Source organism: Marinitoga aeolica (genome assembly GCF_029910535.1).
Lineage (GTDB): Bacteria > Thermotogota > Thermotogae > Petrotogales > Petrotogaceae > Marinitoga > Marinitoga aeolica.
Map to the genome: position 1 here is coordinate 2,244,808 of NZ_CP069362.1, position 20,759 is coordinate 2,265,566.

17 protein-coding genes are annotated in these 20,759 nt (G+C 26.0%); 1 reads left to right on the forward strand and 16 read right to left on the reverse strand.

The window, feature by feature from the left end; genetic code table 11:
• Position 1: 1 nt before the first annotated feature.
• The 7 genes from dnaX to JRV97_RS10680 form a co-directional block, all read right to left on the reverse strand.
• Positions 2 to 1,381, reverse strand: coding sequence for a DNA polymerase III subunit gamma/tau (gene dnaX, locus JRV97_RS10650; protein WP_280998704.1), 1,380 nt, complete (start codon positions 1,379 to 1,381; stop codon positions 2 to 4).
• Positions 1,382 to 1,460: 79 nt separating this feature from the next.
• Complete coding sequence (locus tag JRV97_RS10655) at positions 1,461 to 2,717, reverse strand: HD-GYP domain-containing protein (protein ID WP_280998706.1); 1,257 nt, start codon at positions 2,715 to 2,717, stop codon at positions 1,461 to 1,463.
• 2 nt (positions 2,718 to 2,719) lie between these two features.
• Positions 2,720 to 4,828 carry a FecR domain-containing protein gene (locus tag JRV97_RS10660; RefSeq protein WP_280998708.1) on the reverse strand — a complete coding sequence of 703 codons (2,109 nt, stop codon included), beginning with the start codon at positions 4,826 to 4,828 and terminating at the stop codon, positions 2,720 to 2,722.
• Between the two features lie 4 nt (positions 4,829 to 4,832).
• Positions 4,833 to 5,486 (reverse strand): DUF3307 domain-containing protein, encoded by a 654-nt coding sequence (locus JRV97_RS10665; protein ID WP_280998710.1) that lies wholly within the window; start codon positions 5,484 to 5,486, stop codon positions 4,833 to 4,835.
• Positions 5,479 to 6,657 carry an HD-GYP domain-containing protein gene (locus JRV97_RS10670; RefSeq protein ID WP_280998712.1) on the reverse strand — a complete coding sequence of 393 codons (1,179 nt, stop codon included), beginning with the start codon at positions 6,655 to 6,657 and terminating at the stop codon, positions 5,479 to 5,481. Before JRV97_RS10670 ends, JRV97_RS10665 begins: the two co-directional genes overlap by 8 nt.
• Positions 6,650 to 8,644 carry a CHASE2 domain-containing protein gene (locus tag JRV97_RS10675; protein ID WP_280998714.1) on the reverse strand — a complete coding sequence of 665 codons (1,995 nt, stop codon included), beginning with the start codon at positions 8,642 to 8,644 and terminating at the stop codon, positions 6,650 to 6,652. Before JRV97_RS10675 ends, JRV97_RS10670 begins: the two co-directional genes overlap by 8 nt.
• Positions 8,645 to 8,738: 94 nt before the next feature.
• Positions 8,739 to 10,892, reverse strand: a complete 2,154-nt coding sequence (locus JRV97_RS10680; RefSeq protein WP_280998716.1) for a methyl-accepting chemotaxis protein — start codon at positions 10,890 to 10,892, stop codon at positions 8,739 to 8,741.
• Between the two features lie 223 nt (positions 10,893 to 11,115).
• Here JRV97_RS10680 and JRV97_RS10685 point away from each other — a divergent pair, with 223 nt between their 5' ends.
• Positions 11,116 to 11,571 (forward strand): chemotaxis protein CheW, encoded by a 456-nt coding sequence (locus tag JRV97_RS10685; RefSeq protein WP_280998718.1) that lies wholly within the window; start codon positions 11,116 to 11,118, stop codon positions 11,569 to 11,571.
• Between the two features lie 2 nt (positions 11,572 to 11,573).
• Here the strand turns inward: JRV97_RS10685 and JRV97_RS10690 are convergent, their stop codons facing one another.
• The 9 genes from JRV97_RS10690 to JRV97_RS10730 all read right to left on the reverse strand — a co-directional run bounded on the left by JRV97_RS10690 (position 11,574) and on the right by JRV97_RS10730 (position 20,759).
• The gene (locus tag JRV97_RS10690; RefSeq protein ID WP_280998720.1) at positions 11,574 to 12,746 is read right to left on the reverse strand and encodes a TolB family protein; all 1,173 of its coding nucleotides are present in this window, start codon (positions 12,744 to 12,746) and stop codon (positions 11,574 to 11,576) included.
• A 3-nt stretch (positions 12,747 to 12,749) separates the two neighbouring features.
• Entirely contained in the window at positions 12,750 to 13,187 is a 438-nt protein-coding gene (locus tag JRV97_RS10695; protein ID WP_280998722.1) for a GatB/YqeY domain-containing protein, read from the reverse strand.
• A 91-nt stretch (positions 13,188 to 13,278) separates the two neighbouring features.
• Positions 13,279 to 14,220 (reverse strand): glycoside hydrolase family 130 protein, encoded by a 942-nt coding sequence (locus JRV97_RS10700; RefSeq protein WP_280998724.1) that lies wholly within the window; start codon positions 14,218 to 14,220, stop codon positions 13,279 to 13,281.
• Entirely contained in the window at positions 14,217 to 15,209 is a 993-nt protein-coding gene (locus JRV97_RS10705) for a LacI family DNA-binding transcriptional regulator (protein ID WP_280998726.1), read from the reverse strand. The genes JRV97_RS10700 and JRV97_RS10705 overlap by 4 nt, the downstream gene beginning before the upstream one ends.
• Positions 15,210 to 15,220: 11 nt before the next feature.
• Positions 15,221 to 16,681 (reverse strand): beta-galactosidase BgaS, encoded by a 1,461-nt coding sequence (gene bgaS / locus JRV97_RS10710; RefSeq protein WP_280998728.1) that lies wholly within the window; start codon positions 16,679 to 16,681, stop codon positions 15,221 to 15,223.
• Between the two features lie 27 nt (positions 16,682 to 16,708).
• Positions 16,709 to 18,022, reverse strand: coding sequence for a GH1 family beta-glucosidase (locus JRV97_RS10715; RefSeq protein ID WP_280998730.1), 1,314 nt, complete (start codon positions 18,020 to 18,022; stop codon positions 16,709 to 16,711).
• 4 nt (positions 18,023 to 18,026) lie between these two features.
• Positions 18,027 to 18,932, reverse strand: a complete 906-nt coding sequence (locus JRV97_RS10720; protein WP_280998732.1) for an ABC transporter ATP-binding protein — start codon at positions 18,930 to 18,932, stop codon at positions 18,027 to 18,029.
• Positions 18,925 to 19,896: an ABC transporter ATP-binding protein gene (locus JRV97_RS10725; RefSeq protein WP_280998734.1), complete on the reverse strand. Its 972-nt coding sequence runs from the start codon at positions 19,894 to 19,896 to the stop codon at positions 18,925 to 18,927. Before JRV97_RS10725 ends, JRV97_RS10720 begins: the two co-directional genes overlap by 8 nt.
• A gap of 5 nt (positions 19,897 to 19,901) precedes the next feature.
• Positions 19,902 to 20,759, reverse strand: a complete 858-nt coding sequence (locus JRV97_RS10730; protein ID WP_280998736.1) for an ABC transporter permease — start codon at positions 20,757 to 20,759, stop codon at positions 19,902 to 19,904.

The window sequence follows — 20,759 nt, forward strand, 5'->3', positions numbered from 1 at the left end:
ATTAAAAGAGTTTTATAATATTATTTTTCCTCATTTCTTCATCTTTATTATTTTCGTATTCAATATCTATTTTTATAAGATGTTTGGTAAGGTTTGAATAAAATAATTCTAGAATAGTAGATTTAGATTTTACAATTTGATATTCCAATAGATTTTCCTTCTTGAAAAATATTTTAATATAGTCGTCTTTTTCAGTTATTTTTGCATTTTTTAAAGCAAAATATAACCCTAAATCCATTTTTTCTTTTTTATTTAATAATATATCCAATACTTTTGAAGTCAACGATTCAACAGTAGATGTTGAAATTTCTTCATATTGAGTTATATTATCTAATTTAGTAGATTGTAAGGATTTTTTTTCATTATTATTGGTAGAAAATTCAAAAGCAAATAATAATATATTAATATCAAATAGAATTTTTTTATTTTCTGAATATTTGATTTCTTTTAATAAATCAGATAATTTTTTTGCAATATGAATATCTCTTGATAAATTTTCTGATTTTTCAATATTATTAAAAATGTATTCTAATACTTCTTCTAAAAAAACTTCAATTTCTTTACCTTCATTAAAAATTTCATTTGATATTTTCAATAAATTTTCATTATCGCCATTATAAATAGAATTTATAAAATTTTCCAGCAAATTTTCATCAAATAATCCTAAAATTTTAATAACATCATTCTGAGTTATATTGTTATCAGAGAATTTTAACAATTGCTCTAAAAGTGACAATGCGTCTCTTGCGCCACCTTTAGCTTTTCTGGCAATTATTTTTGCTGCATCTTCTGTAATATTCCTGTTTTCGGATTTAGCTATATTTATAATATGATTTGTTATATCACTTTCTGTAATATTTTTAAACTGTAAAACTTGAGCTCTTGAGATTATAGTTTCAGGAACTTTTTCGAGATTAGTTGTAGCTAAAATGAAAATTACATGTTCAGGTGGTTCTTCTAATGTTTTTAATAAAGCATTAAATGCTTCTTTTGTGAGCATATGAAATTCATCAATTATATATACTTTATACTTTCCAGAAACTGGTCTAAAATTGGCAGCATCACGAATTTTTCTTATCTCATCAATTCCTCTATTTGAAGCAGCATCAAGTTCTATAACATCCATAAAATTTCCATTATTTATAGCAACACAATTTTCGCATTTATTACATGGATTATGACCATTAGGATTTTTACAATTTAAAATTTTACTTAATATTCTTGCTGTTGATGTTTTTCCGGTTCCTCGTGGTCCCGAAAATATATAAGCGTGTGAAATTTCATTTTTTTCTATTGATTTTTCAAAATATTTTTTTATATGTTCTTGGCCTATTAATTCTTTAAATGTCATAGGTCTGTATTTTCTATATAATGTAATCATTGAATTCTCCTCCTATAAAAGAATCAATATAAATTATATCATATATTTTAAAAAATAAAAAGGGGAACTAATCCCCTTTTTATATATTAACGCACTTTTCAAGAGCCTTTACTATTTCACAATCAAATTTTTTTGGACAATCATCTTTTAAAATTCTTAATACTTTTTCTTTTGGCCATGGTTCTTTATAAATTCTTTTTGCGGTTAGAGCATCATATATATCAACTACTGCGAGGATTTTTCCAAATAATGAAATTTCACCATCTTTTTTGTTATAAGGATATCCGGTCCCATCAAGCTTTTCATGATGTTCTAATGCACCTAAAGGAATATTTTTAGAAAGAAAATCAATTTCTGATAAAAGTTTAGCACCGATAATAGTATGGGATTGTATAATTTTGTATTCATCATCAGTTAATTTTGAAGGTTTATTTAATATTTCATCCGGAATTCCTATTTTCCCAACATCATGTAAAAGTGCTGCAATTTCAAGTTCTTCTAAAAAGGAATCATTAAATCCTAATTCTTTGCCTATTTTTATTGATAGGGTTGAAACATTTTTAGAATGAGTATGTGTATAATTGTCTCTTAAATCGATAGCTGTAGCAACTGCAAGAATTATTCCTTTTATCGTACTACTTAAATCCTCATATATTTTTGAATTCATTAATTTATTTGATATCAAAGAAGAAAAAAGTTCAATAACTTCTATATCTTCCTGTGTATAAACATCGCTTTTTTTGTTAACAGCTTCTAATACACCAATGGTGTCATTTTCAAAGAATAAAGGAGTAGCAATTATATTTTTTGTTTTATATTTTGCCTTCATATCTGTTTTTTTAAAATGTAAAGGATTTTTTTGCGCATTGTTTATAATAATTGTTTCTTTTCTTTTAAAGCATTCGCCCGCAATTGAGCTATCTATTGGCACATCAATGGTTTCAATATACCCGCTGGCGCCACCAGAGGTAACATAAAAATTTAAGACGTGTTTATCCTCGTTATATAATAATATTGAAGCCCCATCAGAATTTAATAGTTTTCTTAGTGCATCTTCTGTTAATTTTAAAACAGTTTCTAATTTAAAATTACTATTTATTAATTCTAATATTTCTAAGATATGTCCGCTTTCAAATCTTACTTTTATTAATTCATCGTTAGTAATATTAATTAATGAATTTTTCAGTGTTATTATTTCAAGAGAAGTTAATTTTTTATCAGGGAATATTTTTATATCAGGAGAAATATTAATACTAAAATTCCCTTCTTCTCCATATAATATATTATTAAATGCTATGCCTTTTAAATCAAAATTTTGTATAACTACATTTAACATTATTAAAACTCCTTGGTTTCGAAATTTAAAGTATATTCAAATTTTTGTTCTTTCATATTATAATTTATAGAATAAATAACTCCTGAATTTTCCAATACTGGATAATAAATGAATCCTTGTAAATTGGTATTATCATTTAAGAAAACATTAGAGACACTAGAATCTTCCAAAAATTTATATTGCATGTAACTAAATCCTGCTGTTAATTGTGGCATTCCTCCTATTGAAGGTATATTTATAGTCATTTGTCCGCTTAATAAACTATCTCTATCTTCACTAAATAATTTATTATAATTAAACAGTACATGTAAATATGGACTTATACTCAAAATGGATTTTCCTACTAATCCAAATGAAGCTTTATTTTCTAAATTCATATAAAAACCATTAGCAGAATTATATTCATAGTAAGAATTTAAATATTCGTTGTTAAAACCGGCTGATAGGTAATTGAAACCAAACATGAATTGGAAAAATGGTGGGAAATTCATTGTTGGCCCTGCTAATGTACCCCAAACCATGGTACCTTCATTTGTAATAACAACATCTGTTTCTATGCCTAATCTAAAAAATAAAATATCTTTATATAGCGTAGTTAAATATGCTTGATAAAAATCATTTTGAGGTTTAGTTTTGTTTAAATTTATTATTCCAGTAATCTCAGCATTGAAAATATTTAAATCAGCATTAATATATCCAAAGAAAATGTTTGAAGATTGTTGATAATTAAATGGCATCAAAGAAGTTATTTCATAGGGGATATGGAATCCTAATTTTAAATTTGAAAATTTTAATTCTGTATCCAAAACCCTTGAATATGGAACATAATAATTATTCATAAATAGTCCTAATCCTTTTGTATATGATGGACTTATTCCATATCTTATATAGAAAGCAGGAAAATCTAATTTAAAATAATTAATAGATAACGCGCTTAAAATATTTGTTGATGGAGATGCTTCATCTGTTGGTAAACCATAATAAAGAGGGCTATCTATATTTTCTTGGTAAGCATTAAAGCCAATTCCGATTCCAAATGGTCCAAAATCCAGATTTGGAGCAAAAGAATATACAAGATAGCTGTTTAATCCTTTCGTTTGTTTTCCAAAAGATATATTACCAATATTTGCCTTTGCTTTTGAAGGTTGCTCTTCGGTTTTAGTTTTTTCTTTAGCCTTTTCTTCTGATGGTTGTTTTTCAGTTTTAGTTTCTTCTTTAGGTGTGATTTCATTTTCATATTCCTCTAATGGTTTATCTAATTTTTGTATTTGGGGTTTGGGTTGCTCAGGAGAGTAATTAAACATATTTCCAGCAGTCACAGGAAATAGCTGATTATTTACCATTGTATATACTGTTCCTTCAAAGGTTCTAATTTGGGTATTTCCATTATGATTCTCGAATCCAAATTCTGTTCCTCTAACCCCAGCAACTACAGAACCAGAACCTACTAAATATTTTGATCCTGGAGCTAATATTTCTTTAATTTTATTAACTGTTGCACCTTTTTTCAATTCATATTCAATATCAATATCCCCGCTTTCAGAAACTCTTAAACGTTTTATATATAATTGAGTATCTGCAGCAACCTTAATTTCAATATTAAGACTTGGTTCTTTTAAATGGACAAATCCATCTTTTAATGTTAATAATTCTGATTTTTCCTGTATTACAGTATCGTTTGAAAGAGAATCCCAGATATCTGAATTAGGGGTTTTGTATAAAACATTTCCTCTTTTTTCTAATATTATTAATTTTGTTTCAGGTAAATCCATGCTTTCTTCAATTACTTTTAATTTTAAAACCTTTTCGAATGTTTTATCTTCATTAAAAAAAGTAATAATAGAATCTCCAGGTATTAAAGGAGCAAGAAAGGTTAAATGAGCCTTTCCATCAATCAGGTCAAATCCATCAAATAAAATTAGTGGATCATCAAAACCACCACTTGTAACATCAACATAAAGATGTGTTAGCGTTGTTTGATTTGTTTCAATTTCTATAGGTACACTTTCACCAGCATAAATTGTTGTATTTTCAACATTAATAGAGAATTCTCCAAAAAACAACGATACACTTAGTAAAAATAAAATCACCATTCCCCATTTTTTAAACATAATTTCACCTCCATATGGTTAAATAAGTAATTATTATACTAAACGCCAGTGGGCCTAACTCTGATTTAGTATTTATTTCTTCTTTTTTCATCATAATTAGTATTGAAGATATAATAAATAAAAACGAGAATATTAAAAATAATATATTGCTATAATACTTTATAAAAGGCAAAGAAAATCTAAATAAATATCCCAAATAATCTCTTTTGTAAGGCTTTGAAAATCCATCAATCATATAAAATAATAAACTTATGAAATAAGCATTAAACAATCCAAGTGTAATGATTTTTGTATATTCAGGTAAAATGAAAAAGTTTTGAGGTTTATATAACATACTTGCCAAAATCAACGAAGAAAAATGCATAACTTGGTCTAAAATATAATAAGTATGTGAATTAAATGCTTTTTTTGCTCTATTCTTAAATTTTAAAGTATCTATAGATAAATGGATAAAAGTTAATAAGATTATTATAAAAAAGTTATAAAAATTCAAATCTGAAGGTAGAAATAATATAAACATTGAAATAAAAATAATGGAAATATGCAAAATTAAGACACCAACTTTTAAATTTTTATATCGAGCAATATAAGACGTTTGAAATACATAATCACCAATTAAATGAGAAAGTAAAAAATAAAAAAATATGTTTTCAATCATTTTTAACCACCTCTTTTAAAACATCTACCAATATTGGATTAAAAAAAACATCACTATAACTATCAATTAATTCAATAGCTTTTGTTTTTGGTAATTTACTACGGTATGGTCTATCCTCTAACAGTGAATAATATGTATCAAGCAAACCAATAATTTGTGCTAATAAAGGAATATTATCTCCTGTTAATCCTTCGGGATATCCTTCGCCATTCCATTTTTCATGATGATACAAGACAATTTTTTTGACTTCTTCTGGGATAGTTGGGATTTTTGATACAAGATTATATCCATATATAACATGTTTTTTTATTAGATTATTTTCTTCCAAAGTTAATTCTCCTTTTTTTGACAAAATTTTCTCTGGTATTCCAATTTTTCCGATATCAAATATCATACTTCCAAATTTGAGATTTTGGATATTTTTATTACTTAAATTTAATATTTCCCCAAATTTTATAGCTGATTTCAAAATATTTTCACAATGTTTTTCAGCTCCAGGTACTCTAGTTTCTAGAATAATTGTTAGTACATTCAATGATTTATCAAGAATAATGTTAAATTTATTTTCTAAAAATGAATTTTCAATATTCTTTTTAATGTAATCATTCAATTTGTATATTAAGGCATAATCATATAATGTAAAACCTTTATTTCGTATTAAAACAAAATAACCAAGATCAAGATTTTCTAAAATTACAGGGATTCTCATTTTATCAATATTGCAACTTATATAGGGAATAATTCTTTCTGTAGAAGTAATAAATTCGATATTTTCAAAAAATTTAGTATTAGCGGACAAATAAAATTTAATCTCATCAAGAGAAAAAGTGCTTTTTAAAGTTTTTTTTATGTTTTCAATAGTTTTTTTAAATTTAATATTTGGTTTTAAATTGGAAATAAAGTTTAATATCTTTTCGTCAATATCTTTTTCTTTTTTTATGGAACAAAAATCTTTAACAATAGAATCCAAACTTAGCAAAAAAATATAATCAATATTTTCAAAAAAGACGATTTCTACATAATGTTTTCCTTTATATTGAACTTTAATATGTTCTTTTTTATTAGAACTTGAATTTTCATAAATTTCATTATCTATAATAATTCTAAAATCTATACCAAGTAGTTTTAATGTGTTAATATTTTCTAAAAGCAGGTTATGAAATTTATTCATTAAGATCTCCTTCCTTGATAGCATATAATTTCAAAGGTAATTTTTTCCCTTTAACTTTAAAATCCCCTATATATTCGAAGTTAAATTTTTTAGCTCTTTTCACAATTTCTTCGGTTACGATTAACCATTGATTTAAATCACGAGTTAAATGTTCAATTCTTGAAGTGGTATTTACCGTATCTCCTATACATGTGTAGTCCATTCTAAAATCTGCACCAATATTACCTATAATAACTTCACCATAATGCATTCCAATTCCAGCATTTACTTCAAAATCAAAACCCATTTCTTTTAATTTTATGTTTATTTCTTTGAGTTTTTTTCGCATATCTAAAGCACAGGAAATAGCTCTATCAACCTCATCTCCAAATTCTATAGGGGCACCAAAAATGGCCATTATTAAATCTCCTATAAATTTATCTATTGTACCATAGTATTTATTTCTTATAATATCAGCCATTTCAGATAAGTAATAATTCAAAAACCTTACTACCTCTTCTGGAGAAAGCTTTTCAGATTTTTCAGTAAATCCAACTATATCAGACATTATAATAACGACTTCTTTTTTTTCACCACCAAGCTCTGTTTTACCCTGATCAAGAAGTTTTTGGGCTACAAAATCCGGCACATATTTAAAAAAGAACGATTTTATTTTCTTTTTTTCTTTAGATTCTTTTAATACAGATTGAACAGTATCTACAACTGGGATTATTAGTGTTGAAACAACAGGATAAAAAGTATCAACCCATATATTATTTTTGAATAAAAAATAAGAGATGAAAATATATAATGTAGGTATTGAAAATGAAAAGATTTTTATGGAAACTTTTTTAAACATAGAAAATAATAAAGATAAAAAGAGCAATGAAAATAATATAATTACACTATAAAAAAAGTTAATTCTTTGAATTTTATCTTTGTTTATTAAATTTTGCACAGCAGTAGCATGCAAATAAACACCTGGTTCATCATTTGAAAAAGGAGTTATTCGTAAATCATACAGTCCTTTTGCAGTAGCTGAATACCCTAGAATTGCAACCTTCCCTTTAAAGTCGTAATTATCATATTTATTTGTATAGACTAAATCATAAAAAGATATAGTATCAAATATGTCCGATCCCTTCCCGTAAAAGTTTAACAAATAAAATCCATTTTTATCTGTTTTTATAGTTTCACCATTAACTTCTATTGAATAATTTTTTGGATCAAAAATAAATTTATTTACATCATAATCTTTATAAAAAGCATATAAAATAAGATCCATATGTGGAAATAAACCTGTACTATATCCTTTTTCTGCAGCCCAGTTCTCTTTAAATATTAAAGGTAAGCTTCTGGCTACTCCATCTGGATCTAGCTGTCCAATTTCATATGTGGATGCTGGAGCCAATGATGAAAATTCCGGGATTGGAGGTATTATTTTATATGCAGTTAATGGAAAGAATAAAGGCAAATATTCTGGGTTTTTTAATTTGAAGGAATATTTCAAATAAAATCTGTTTTTTTCTAATTCTTCCTTAAATTTATCATTATATTCTTCGAAATTTTGTTTTTTTACAGTTAAATATGTTCCCAATACAACTTTATTATATTTTCTTAGAATTGCAGATAATAACACATCATCTTTTGATTTTCCATTACTCATAATATTACTTTCTGATGGTGTTGTGAAAGAAACATCAAACCCGATAGTTTTAATACCTAATTTAAATAATTTTGCAATCATTCTTGCATAATGTTCTCTATTCCACGGCCATTCATCATTAAATTGTGTAGACATATTTATTAATGAATTTTCATCTATAGCAATAATAACGACTTTGGAATTTATCTTTTTTTCTCCTCTTATTCTATATCTTAGATCCAGTGTTTTCAATTCAAAAATTTCAATCCAGGGATTGTTAAATAAGTAAGTTATTAAATAAATAGAAAGAAATAGAATAAAAAGTATATGTATTATTTTTAGTTTAAATTTAAAAATTTTCATACTATCACCTAATATAATTATAACATATTATTTATTATTTTTTATATCAAAAATAGAACTCCGAGAAAAAATCCCGGAGTTCTTATAAATACTACTATAATTTAAAATTTTTTGAGAAATTAAGCATATCAGTTATCATATTTTCCAGTTCATCAATCAAAATATCAAAATCATTTAATTTATTTTTTTGCCTTTTCATCATAGAAGAAACATCTTCAACTTTTTCTGTTATATGTTGAATAGAAACAGAGATTGCTTCAATGGCATTAGTGATTTCTGAGGTTGAAATTTTTTGTTGATTTGAAATATTCGAAGTATTATCAACCATTTCAGAAATAACATCAATTTCAGAAAGTATATTTTCCATTTGTTTTCCAATCTCTTTAATAGACTCTACTATTTGATTAACATTACTAGTAATATTAGAGCTTTCTTTTAATGCTTCGCTGGCATCATTAACGAGTGAGTTGAGGTTTTCTGTAATATTTGCTGCAGAGTTACTTGATTCATCTGCGAGTTTTCTGATCTCATCAGCTACAACAGCAAAGCCTTTCCCTGCTTCACCAGCCCTTGCAGCTTCAATAGCTGCATTCAAAGCTAATAAATTTGTTTGTTTTGAAATTTCAGTTATTTGATTAACAATTTCTTCTATTGCTTTTGATTTGTCAAATAGTTTAGAAATCATAGAATTACTTTTTTCTACCAATCCTTCAATATTCGTAACGTCATTTATCATATTTTGAATATTAGACTTACCTAAAGAAGCGCTAATGGAAATTTCTTTTGTTTTAGAATTTAAATCATTTGCGGATTTTGATAATAAATCTGCTCCTGATGTTATTTCCTGAATATTTGCTGTTGTTTCTTCTGCAGATGATGCTACAATTTCTAACTTTTCTTTAATTTCTTCAAATGATTCAAATGTTTGAGTTGTGATATTTATTAATTCATCAGATGTTGAATTAAGATTTTCCTCTGCATTTTTTAAGGTGTTAGAATAATTATTGAATGAAATGGATATATTTTTTATGGTATCTTTTAATTTATTAAAAATATTTCCAATTAAGCCAATTTCATCTTTTCTAACAATTGAAATTTCTTGTGTCAAATCTCCTTCTGAAACTAACATAGCATTCTTTTCAATAGTTTTTATTGGATTTGTTAGGCTGTTTGCAAAAATAATGGCAATAATTATAGCTACTATTAAAGTAATACCTATTACAACAATCAACATATTTTTCAATTTATTAATAGGCATATATGCTGCATTTTTGTCTTCTTCTAACACTATTTTTAATGTTTCATTATTTAGTTTTATTTTGGATAGTATTCCTAAAACTTTTTTCTTTTCATAATTATTATATTCGGTAATAATATTTGGTGATGAAGGTATTTGTGTAAATTTCTTTCCAATATTAACACCATTTAGTGTTGAAATTAACATATTATCTTTATTTAATACGTAAATATCTGTATTTGAAGTTTTATTTATAGAATTAAATATAATATGTCCTATTTTTTGAAAGTCTATTGCTATTATTATATAACCATATCTAGCATATCTATATACAAAAGGTTTTCCAATAAATAATATTGGCTTATTGTTTTTATATTTATAAAGGGATATATTCGAAAACTCTATTGTAATTTTATCATCTGATTGTTTTTTTAGTGAATTAAATAATTTACCTAATGAAGTATCTTCCAATTCCTTTATGTTTTCTGTAAATTCTGAACCTTTATTTAAGGTATATATAATATCTCCCTCAGTATTTAATAAATAAATATCTTCAATATTTTGGGATAACGCATATGTAACTAAATTAGGATGATACTTTCTATGCAATAAATCATAATCGGAAATTGAAAATTCATCATCACCATATTTTTCTAATTCGTCCTCATTAATGTTATTTAATTTATATCTTTCTTCTGGAGGATTTGGATTTTGATCTACATATACATCTTTTAAGTTTGCTATATTTTGAAAATCTTTAAAATAAGAGTTCATTGATTTAAGCATTATAGGAAGGTATTGAAAATTAGAAATATTTTCTAAAGCGCCTTTATATCTATCAAGTATCAAAGTTAATTCAAAAGTTTTTGATTCCATTATGTTCGAGAATTTTGATTCTATTTCGTTTTTTAACACTTTTTCAGAACTATTTATAGAAAAATATCCCAAAATGAGAAATGGAACTAATAATATAACAACGAAAATGAGAAGAAGTTTACTTTTTAATTTCATTGAATCCCTCCTTTTAATTTCCTGACAAGCAATTATATCATAATTTTATAGTTCTTCAAATTGAATAAAAATTATTACATAACATGATTATTATATTTAATCAAATTTAAATGAAGATATTGGTTAAAAACTAATATACACAATAAAATTTTCCTCTGTTTTGAAAGTTTCAAAATATAATTATTTATGATATAATATAATAAAAGTAAAAGGAGGGGAAAATATGTCTGTTGAATTGAAGGCTGTAAGTTTTAATATTGAAGATGAAAAGTTTGCTATTGACATTAATCATGTAGATACTGTTATAGAATATCAAAAAACAACTAAAGTTCCAGAATCTTCTGATTTTATAGAAGGAATTGTTAACTTCAGGGATGGAGTTTTGCCGGTTATTAATTTAAGGGTTAAGTTTAGCTATCCTCAATTTGAAGATAAAGATAAAGCAAAAATATTGGTAGTAAAAATTGGTGAGAAAAAATTTGGTCTAATGGTTGATGAAGTAAAAGAAGTAATGAATATAAAGCAAGAACAAATCGAGGAATCTCCTTCGGTAGGAGGAACTAAAGCAGATTATATTAGTGGTATAATAAAAACAGATGATAGTATGATATTTTTAATAGATGTTGAAAAAATATTATCAAAAGAAGAAAAAATAGAATTAGAAAAAGTAATAAAATAAACTTATTTGGAGAGTCGGATTGCAAAAATATCCGGCTCTCCATTTTTATAATATAATGAAAATAATATAATATTATCATATGCAGAAGGATAAAATGCGTCATCAGATATGTTGATAGTTAAAGGATTTTCTTTATTATTTTCAGTGTCATATAAAGTAATCCTATAATACCCATCTTTTGGTTTTGAATAGATAATATAATTTCCAAAACCAAATGGATCAACTTCATTTAGATCAGAAGATATGATTGTTTTAATATTATGATTTTCTATTGTACAAATATCATTCTGTCCACTTCTGGGATTTATCATCTGGAAAATTATTTTGTTTTTCCATAAAGTGGGTCTAAATTTAAAAGTATTTTTTAAAGATGTAATTTTGTCAATTTTATTTTCTTTTATGTTGTATTTATAAATTTCTGTCCAACTTTCTCCATTTCGTTCTTCAGCGGAAAAATAAATATTCCCTTTATAATAATATGGAGTATATGCATTATATGAATCATCGGAAATTCTTTTTACTTCTTCATTTTCAGGGTTATATATTAAAACATCCCATTTCCCATATAAAGAACTTTGAAATACATAAGAACCATCTTCTGTTATATTAGGAAAATATTCAGAAGAAAAATTAAGAGGTATATTAATATATTTATTTTCTATTAAATTATAACCCCATACATTTCTATTCCCAATATATCTGTCTGAAATAAAAATTATTTTATTTTTATCTGGAGAAATCATAGGGTATTCATCTATTCCATCCCAAAAAGTTAACTGGAGAAAATTCCAATTTTTACTATACTTAAGCCTTTTAAAAGAAATTTTTTCAAGTACTTTTGTAGAGAAAATCTTAATCCAATCTTTATTATTTTTAATTTTTTCAGTTAAGTCTATTCTTGTTCCATCAAAAGTAGCTAAAATTCTAATGTTGTTTTTTGAAGAGTCTTCTGTGAAATCTATTTCAACATCATAATTTAAATTTAAGATATTTTTCTTATTATATTTATATACATTATAGGAATACGAAAGCTTTGACTCAAATTCATCGATAATTTGATCAACAATCCATGAATCTGAGTTTTTCTTTAATAAAATATTTTCTTTTTTAATTCCAATTTGTGAAAAATTCACTATAACTAATATTAAAAATAGAAATATAAAAATTTTTTTCATTTATTATCCCAACAATTTTTTTACTATTGAATTTACTCTGCTACCATCAACTTTTCCCTTTAATTCCTTCATAACTTTTCCCATTGCCTGACCAAACTTAACGTTTTCTCCTAAGTCTGCTATTATATTTTTAATAATATTTTCAAGTTCTTCATCTGACATTTCTGGAGGAAGATATTCTTTTAAAATATTTAATTCATATTCTTCCTCTTCCACTAAATCTTCTCTATTAGCTTCTCTATATTGTTGAATAGAATCTTGTCTCATTTTAATTTGTTTTCTGATCAAAGACATCATTTCATCTTCATTCAACTCTCTTTGTTTTTCAACTTCAGCTTTTTTTATTTCTGTCTTTAATATTTTAATAGCATTTAAAGCTTTAGTGTTTTTTGCTTTCATATATTTTTTCATATCGTCATTTAATTTTGTTTTTAAATCCATACTTTCATCTCCTTTCTAATTTACTTTATTATACCATATTATATTTTAAATTCAAATAAAAGAAGAATTCTAAAAAGGAATTCTTCTCAGTTTAATTATCATTTTTTGTAAATTCTATTAATTCATTTAAATATGCGAAAGCTACTCCTATGTAAGTATCTGCAGCTCCATAATAAATAGCAATTTTATCATTTTCAACTAATGCTGAACAAGGAAATACAACATTTGGAACAAATCCAATTGTTTCATAACTTTCTTCTGGGGTCATTAAATAATTGTTTGATCTATATAACACTTTTGATGGATCTTCTAAATCTAATAATGCTGTTCCAAAACTATACACATATCCATTACATGTATTTGTAACTCCATGATAAATTAATAACCAACCTTTATTAGTTTCAATAGGTATTGGACCTGCACCTATTTTTAAATTCTCCCACCAAGAATCATTTTTCCTACCCATTAACCATTTATGATTTCCCCAATGTATAAGATCATTACTTTCGCTAATAAAAATATCTCCAAATGGAGTATGACCATTATCGCTTGGTCTGCTAAGCATATAATACTTCCCATTTATTTTTCTTGGAAATAAGACACCATTTCTATTAAATGGCAAAAAAGCATCTGGAAGTCTTTCAAATTTAATAAAATCCTTTGTCCTTCCTACTCCTATTGTAGGACCATGTAAATCAGTACAAAATGTTATATAATAATAATCATCCAGTTTTACTAATCTGGGATCATAAGCGTATATAGGAACTGATATATTTCCATCTTTATCTATCCATTCAATAGCATTTTCGTTAAATTCCCAGTTTATTCCATCCTCACTTCTTCCAATATGAAGATTAGGTACTGTATTATTATGATCTACTCTAAAAACACCAATAAATCCATTATTATATGGTAAAACAGCGGAATTGAATATTCTAGCTCCGTTTTTAAATTGATTTCTTTTTGTTATAGGATTTTTAGAGTATCTCCATATAATCTCATTTTTATCTTTCCTTTCTTCCCAAGGTATCATTTTTTCACCTCTTTTACAGAATTTCTTTCTATTATTTCAGTTGGTAAAATAATCTTTCTTTTTACTTTACTTCCATTTCCTTCTATTCTTTCAACTAGCAATTTTGCTGCATTTTCACCCATTTCTTTTCTAGGTTGGTGAACCGTTGTTAATGGAGGGTATAAATACTTAGAATATTTATCATTATCAAATCCTATTATTGAAATATCATCTGGTATTGAATATCCAGCTTCATATATTGCTCTTGTTCCACCTAATGCACTTTGATCATTTATAAAAAAAATTGCCGAAAAATCCTTCCCATTTTTTTCTAAATATTTTTTTATAGAACTATATCCACCCTCAAACTGAAAATCACCTTCTAAAATTTTCAAGTTAACTTCATATTTTTTAGAAAAATCAATAACAGCTTTCTCTCTAACTTTAGCTGAATATACTTCCCTCTCCCCGCTTACAAAAAGTATATCTCTATGTCCTTTATTATACAAATATTTCATAGCAATGTATGCAGAATGATAATTATCAATTCCTACAGTATCAACATTTATATCACTATCATTTCTATCCACAGCAACTACTGGAATAGCAGATCTAATAAGTTTTTCTATATGTTTATCATCATTTTTTGTAGTACAAATAATAATTCCATCCACTCTTCTTGAAAAAAATTGTTCTAAAATTTCTATTTCTTTATTCAAAAGCAAATGTGTGGAAGTTACAAAACTATCATATCCATGTTTAGACAATTCTAATTCAATACTTTCAGAAATCATATTATAATGATTCCCTAAAAGATTCGGAACAATAATTCCTACAAGATAATGTAATTTTTTCCTTGCAACCTGAGGGGGCTGATAATGATATTCTTGTAAAGCTTTAAGTACTTTTTTCCTTGTTTCTTCTGAAACATTTTCAGCACCATTTATTACTCTTGAAATTGTTGCAATAGATATACCGATTTTTTTAGATATTTCCCTCAAAGTTGCCATTTTTCTCACTCCTATTCCAAATTATATGGATATTTAATATAATTAAGCAAATAATTATTTATTCCTTTGTTTTCAATTATATCTTTATACACAAAATAAGCAGGTTTACATGTTCTTACTTTAGTATCATAATCAACATGAATTAAACCAAACCTTTTTGAAAATCCTTCTGGCCATTCGTAATTATCTAATATTGACCAATACATATAACCTTTTACATTTGCTCCTAATTCAATAGATTCATGAATATTTATTAAATGAGAAATTATGAAATAAGGTTGAATATCTCCTTTATCAGAAATACCATTTTCAGTAATATACATTATTGGATTATTATATCTTCCTTTAATTTCTAAAATAATGTTCTTTAATCCTAAAGGATAAACTTCCCATCCCATATCAGTTACAGGTTTATCTGTCTTAATTAATTTACCATTACAAGAGTATCCATATCCATCTACAACTTTCCATTTATTATCATGTTTTTTTACAACAGTTCTTGTATAATAATTTATTCCTAAAAAATCTGTTTTACCTTTCATATCTTCTCTGAACTTTTTACTTCCATCAATATGAAAATCTAAATTCCCTCTAAAAATCATGTCAGTAAAATGATAATTATTAAAATATTTTGCATCTTCAACAACCTCTATATCCTCAGGAGATTCAGGATCAATCCATGTAAAGGAATATATAAATCCTATAGGTTTTTTTGTATATTTTTTCATTGCATCATATGCTCTACAATGAGCTTCTGCTTGATGTTTTTGAGCTAATTTATAATACTCTTCATTTATTATTGATGGTGGGAATCCTGACTTTGGTTGTAAATATGCTAAAGAAGATACGATTTGTGGTTCATTCATAGTAGACCAAAAATCTACAATTTCATCTAATTCATTGGCTAGAAACGCTCCATATTTAGTAAATTCAATTACTGTATTTTTATCAACCCAACCAAAAGGAGCTTTATGATATAAGTTAACATTAATAGGATCGTGTATCCATAATGGCAATGAAAAATGATTTAAATCCACCATTACTTTAATGTTTTTTTCTTTAAGATCAATAATTATTTTTTTATAATGCTCTAAAGCTTCTAAATTTGCTAATTTTTTTAATTCTAAAATAGCATTTTCATCAACTTCTATAGAAATAATATCATCATTCTTTTCAATGACTTTTGTTTTTACCTCAAAGGTTGGATTTGGAAATATTCTTGACCATTCAATACCAATTCTTACAATATTCAGTCCTAATTTTTCCATTAATTTATTATCTTTTTTATACAATTCCCAATAATTTGTTCCATTTTCTGGAAAATCTCCACTCACTAATCCAGCATTTATTATTCTTTCATCATGGGTCCATTTAAACCAATCAGTATTTTTATCTATTACTTTTCCACCCATCTCAAATTGAAATCCAGACATCGAAATTCCAAATAAAAAATCTTCAGGGAATTTTTTCATATTATACCTCCAATATTTTCTCATTAATTATTTATTCAATAAAAAATTTTTATACCACAAAGCACTATCTTTTAAATATCTTTTTTGAGTATTATAATCAACATATACTAAACCAAATCTTTTTGAATATCCATGTGCCCATTCAAAATTATCCATTAATGACCAAATAAAATATCCTCTCAAATCTACTCCATCTTTTATTGCATCTAATGTTGATTTAAAATGATCTTTTATATAATTTATCCTATAATCATCATGAATTTGTTCGTTTTCTAATTTATCTGGTCCAGCCATTCCATTTTCTGTTATATATAATGGTAATTTATATTTATTATTAAATTCTACTAGCTTATCGTATAATCCTTTTGGGTATATCTCCCATCCCATTTCAGTTTTTGGTAATGGACCTTCTGCATGCTTGAATTTTAAAGGATGATTTTCATCATATGATATTACTTGTCTTGAATAATAATTTACTCCAAAGAAATCTATTGTTTGTGAAATAATATCAAAATCATTTTCTGGTATATCTAATTTTATATTTTTTAAAGAATTTACTGCTTCTTCAGGATATTTACCATATACTATTGGATCATGATACCATCCATTTATATATTGATCAACTAATTTTGCAGCTTGTATATCTTTTTCATCATTTGATAATGATTCTACCTTTGTTACTACATTTGTTATTCCTATTTTTCCATCTTTTACAATATCTCTAAATGCAATAACTGCTTTTCCATGAGATCTTAAAAGATTATGAGCTACATAAAATGATTCTTGGAAATCTTTATGACCAGGAGCATGCTCTCCAACAAAATATCCTAAAAATGCAGAACACCATGGTTCATTTAAAGTTATCCAATGTTTTACTCTATCTCCTAATTTGTTAAACATTAATGATGCATAATCTTGAAAATAATTTGCTATATCTGGATTTAACCACCCATTTTTTTCTTTGTATAAATATAATGGTAAATCCCAATGATATAATGTAATAAAAGGTGTAATATTATTTTCTAATAATTTATCAACAAGCTTTTGATAGAAATCTATACCTTTTTCATTGGGTTTTATACCATCAGTCATAACCCTTGGCCATGAAATAGAAAATCTATATGCATCAACACCTATGTCTTTCATTATTTCAATATCTTCTTCATATCTATGATAATGATCACATGCTACATCACCATTATCTCCATTCTTTGTTTTTCCTGGTGTATGTGAAAATTCATCCCATATTGACGGACTTCTATCCTCTATTCCACCTTCTATTTGATATGATGCTGTTGCTGTTCCAAATTTAAATTCTTTTGGAAAATCTGTTCTTTTCATTTTACTACCTCACTTTCACAATATGATTTTTTTCAAATTCCATATATATATCATCATAACTTTTATTTTTTAAATAAAATTTTTTTATTTCATACTCTACAGTTTCTGGTAAAAATTGTTCATTAGGATCCCATTTTTTATCTATTTCAGGAACAGAATTTAACAACATTTTTGTATATGGATGAATAGGATTATTATATACATCGTATGTATCTCCCTGTTCAACAATTTCTCCTTTATACATTATTAAAGATCTATCGCTTAAATAATATCCTAATGATAAATCATGGGTTATAAAAATAATAGACATCCCTGTTTTTTCTCTTATATCAGATAATAAGTTTAAGACATCTATTCTTGTAGAAGCATCTAACATACTTATTAGTTCATCTGCAACTAGTATTTTTGTATTCATTAACAAAGCTCTAGCTATTAACAACCTTTGTAATTGTCCCCCACTTAATTGATGAGGATATTTGCCTAAGATATTGGTTGGATTCATACCAACTTGATTAATAACTTTTTCTATTTTTTCTTTTCTATTTTTTTCATCTGGATAGAATGTTTCAAAAACCATATTAAACACTCTATCAACTTTGAATAAAGTATTAAAAGAAGAAAAAGGATCTTGGAATATAGCTTGCACGTTTCTATAATACTCCTTTGTATCATCTATATCCCAAATATTTTTATTTAAAAATAATATTTCACCATATGTAGGCTTTAATAATCTCAATATCATTTTTCCTACAGTTGTTTTCCCACTTCCACTCTCACCAATCAAAGATAAAATTTCACCTTTTTTTATATTAAAAGATACATTATTTACAGCTTTAAATTTATTCTTACCAAAAAAATCTGTTCCAAATTCTTTTGTTATATTTTTTAATTCCATATATATTTCACTCATTATTTTCACCTACATTCCAACAAGCTACTTGATGTCCATCTTCATATGTTTTTATTGGTGGATTTTTTAAACACTTTTCATTAGCCAATGGGCATCTAAATCTAAATCGACAGCCTTCCTCAATATTCAACAAATTAGGTGGTGTCCCTTTTATACTAGATAATTTTTTTTCTTTTATTCTTATGTCGCTTTTTGGTATAGCCTTTATCAATGCTTTTGTATATGGATGTTTAGGATTGTTTAATATTGTTTCTGTTTTTCCAATTTCTGCTATTCTTCCGGCATACATAATCATAATTCTATCTGCTATTTGATTAAGAACAGCTACATCATGAGTAATAAATATCATAGATTTAACTATATTCATATCTCTAAATTTAACTAACATATTACAAACAAATCTTTGCGAGCTAACATCTAATGCTGAAGTTACTTCATCAGCAATTAACAAATCTGGATCTAATAAAGTCGAAATAACCATTATAACTCTTTGTTTCATACCTCCAGATAATTCAACAGAATATCTATCTATTACATCTGGATCTAAATTTACTAATTTCATTCTTTCCTTTACTTTTTTAAAAAATTCTTCATTTGGAATAATCCCGTGTTCTCTAACAAGATCTGAGATAAATGTTTTTATTCTTTTTGTAGGACTAAATGCATCCATTGCATATTGAGGTATAATAGATATATTTTTAAATCTTATATTTTTCATTTCTTTTTTTGATAAATTCATTATATTTATTCCATTTAAATTTGCCTCTCCAGATATATAATTCATAGGTGGTTTTAATAATATTAAACTGTTTCCCAAGGTACTTTTACCACATCCTGATTCTCCAGCTATTCCTAAAATTTCCCCTTGGTTTATATGAAAAGTAACGTCATCTATTGCTTTTACATACCCTTTTAACGTTTTATAATACACTTTTAAATTTTTTACGTCTAAAACTTTATTCATTAATATCACATCTCCCGTAATTTTGGATTGAATACTTCATCTAAACCTGTATTAATAAAATATAAGGAGGTTACTAATAATGTAATAACTAGCCCAGGAATAATAGCCCACCACCACATTCCAAGTTGAATTGCATTCCAATCTCTAGCAACTTGCATAATTAAACCTAAGGATATTCCTTTCGTTGGACCTAATCCTATAAAATCTAAAGTTACTGCTGATAATATAGCTCCTCCAAATTGAAGAATATAAACCATAAATATATATGAAAACATATTAGAAGCAATATCTTGTAATATTATTTTTCTAGTTGGTAATGCTGAAATTCTTGATAAATTTACAAAATCCTTATTTTTAATTGACATTGTTAAAGATCTTACAGCTCTTGCTGTCCATGGCCAATTTGTTAGCCCTATAATTACACTTTCAAAAACCATACCTCTAAATGATAAATATGCCGATATAATAATTAGAACCGCTAATGTAGGAATAACAAGCATGATATTTGTAATCATCATTAATGATTCATCTACCCATTTACCTTTGTATCCTGATAAAAAACCCACAAACAAACCTATTATTGTTGCAAGTGTTCCACCAAAAAAGCCTACAAAATATGAACTACGCAATCCATATACTAATTGCGTAAAAATGTCATGACCAAAAATATTTGTCCCCAACCAAAATTCTTTACTTGGAGGCATATATCCAGGGCCAGCATATTCCAACGGATCATATTTTGCAAAATATGGTCCAATTAAGCCTAATAAAAGAAAAAATGTGAATATTGTCATTCCTATAATAACTTTTTTATTTTTTAATGCAAAATATAAATTTTCATATTTTTTTAGATTTAATTTCAT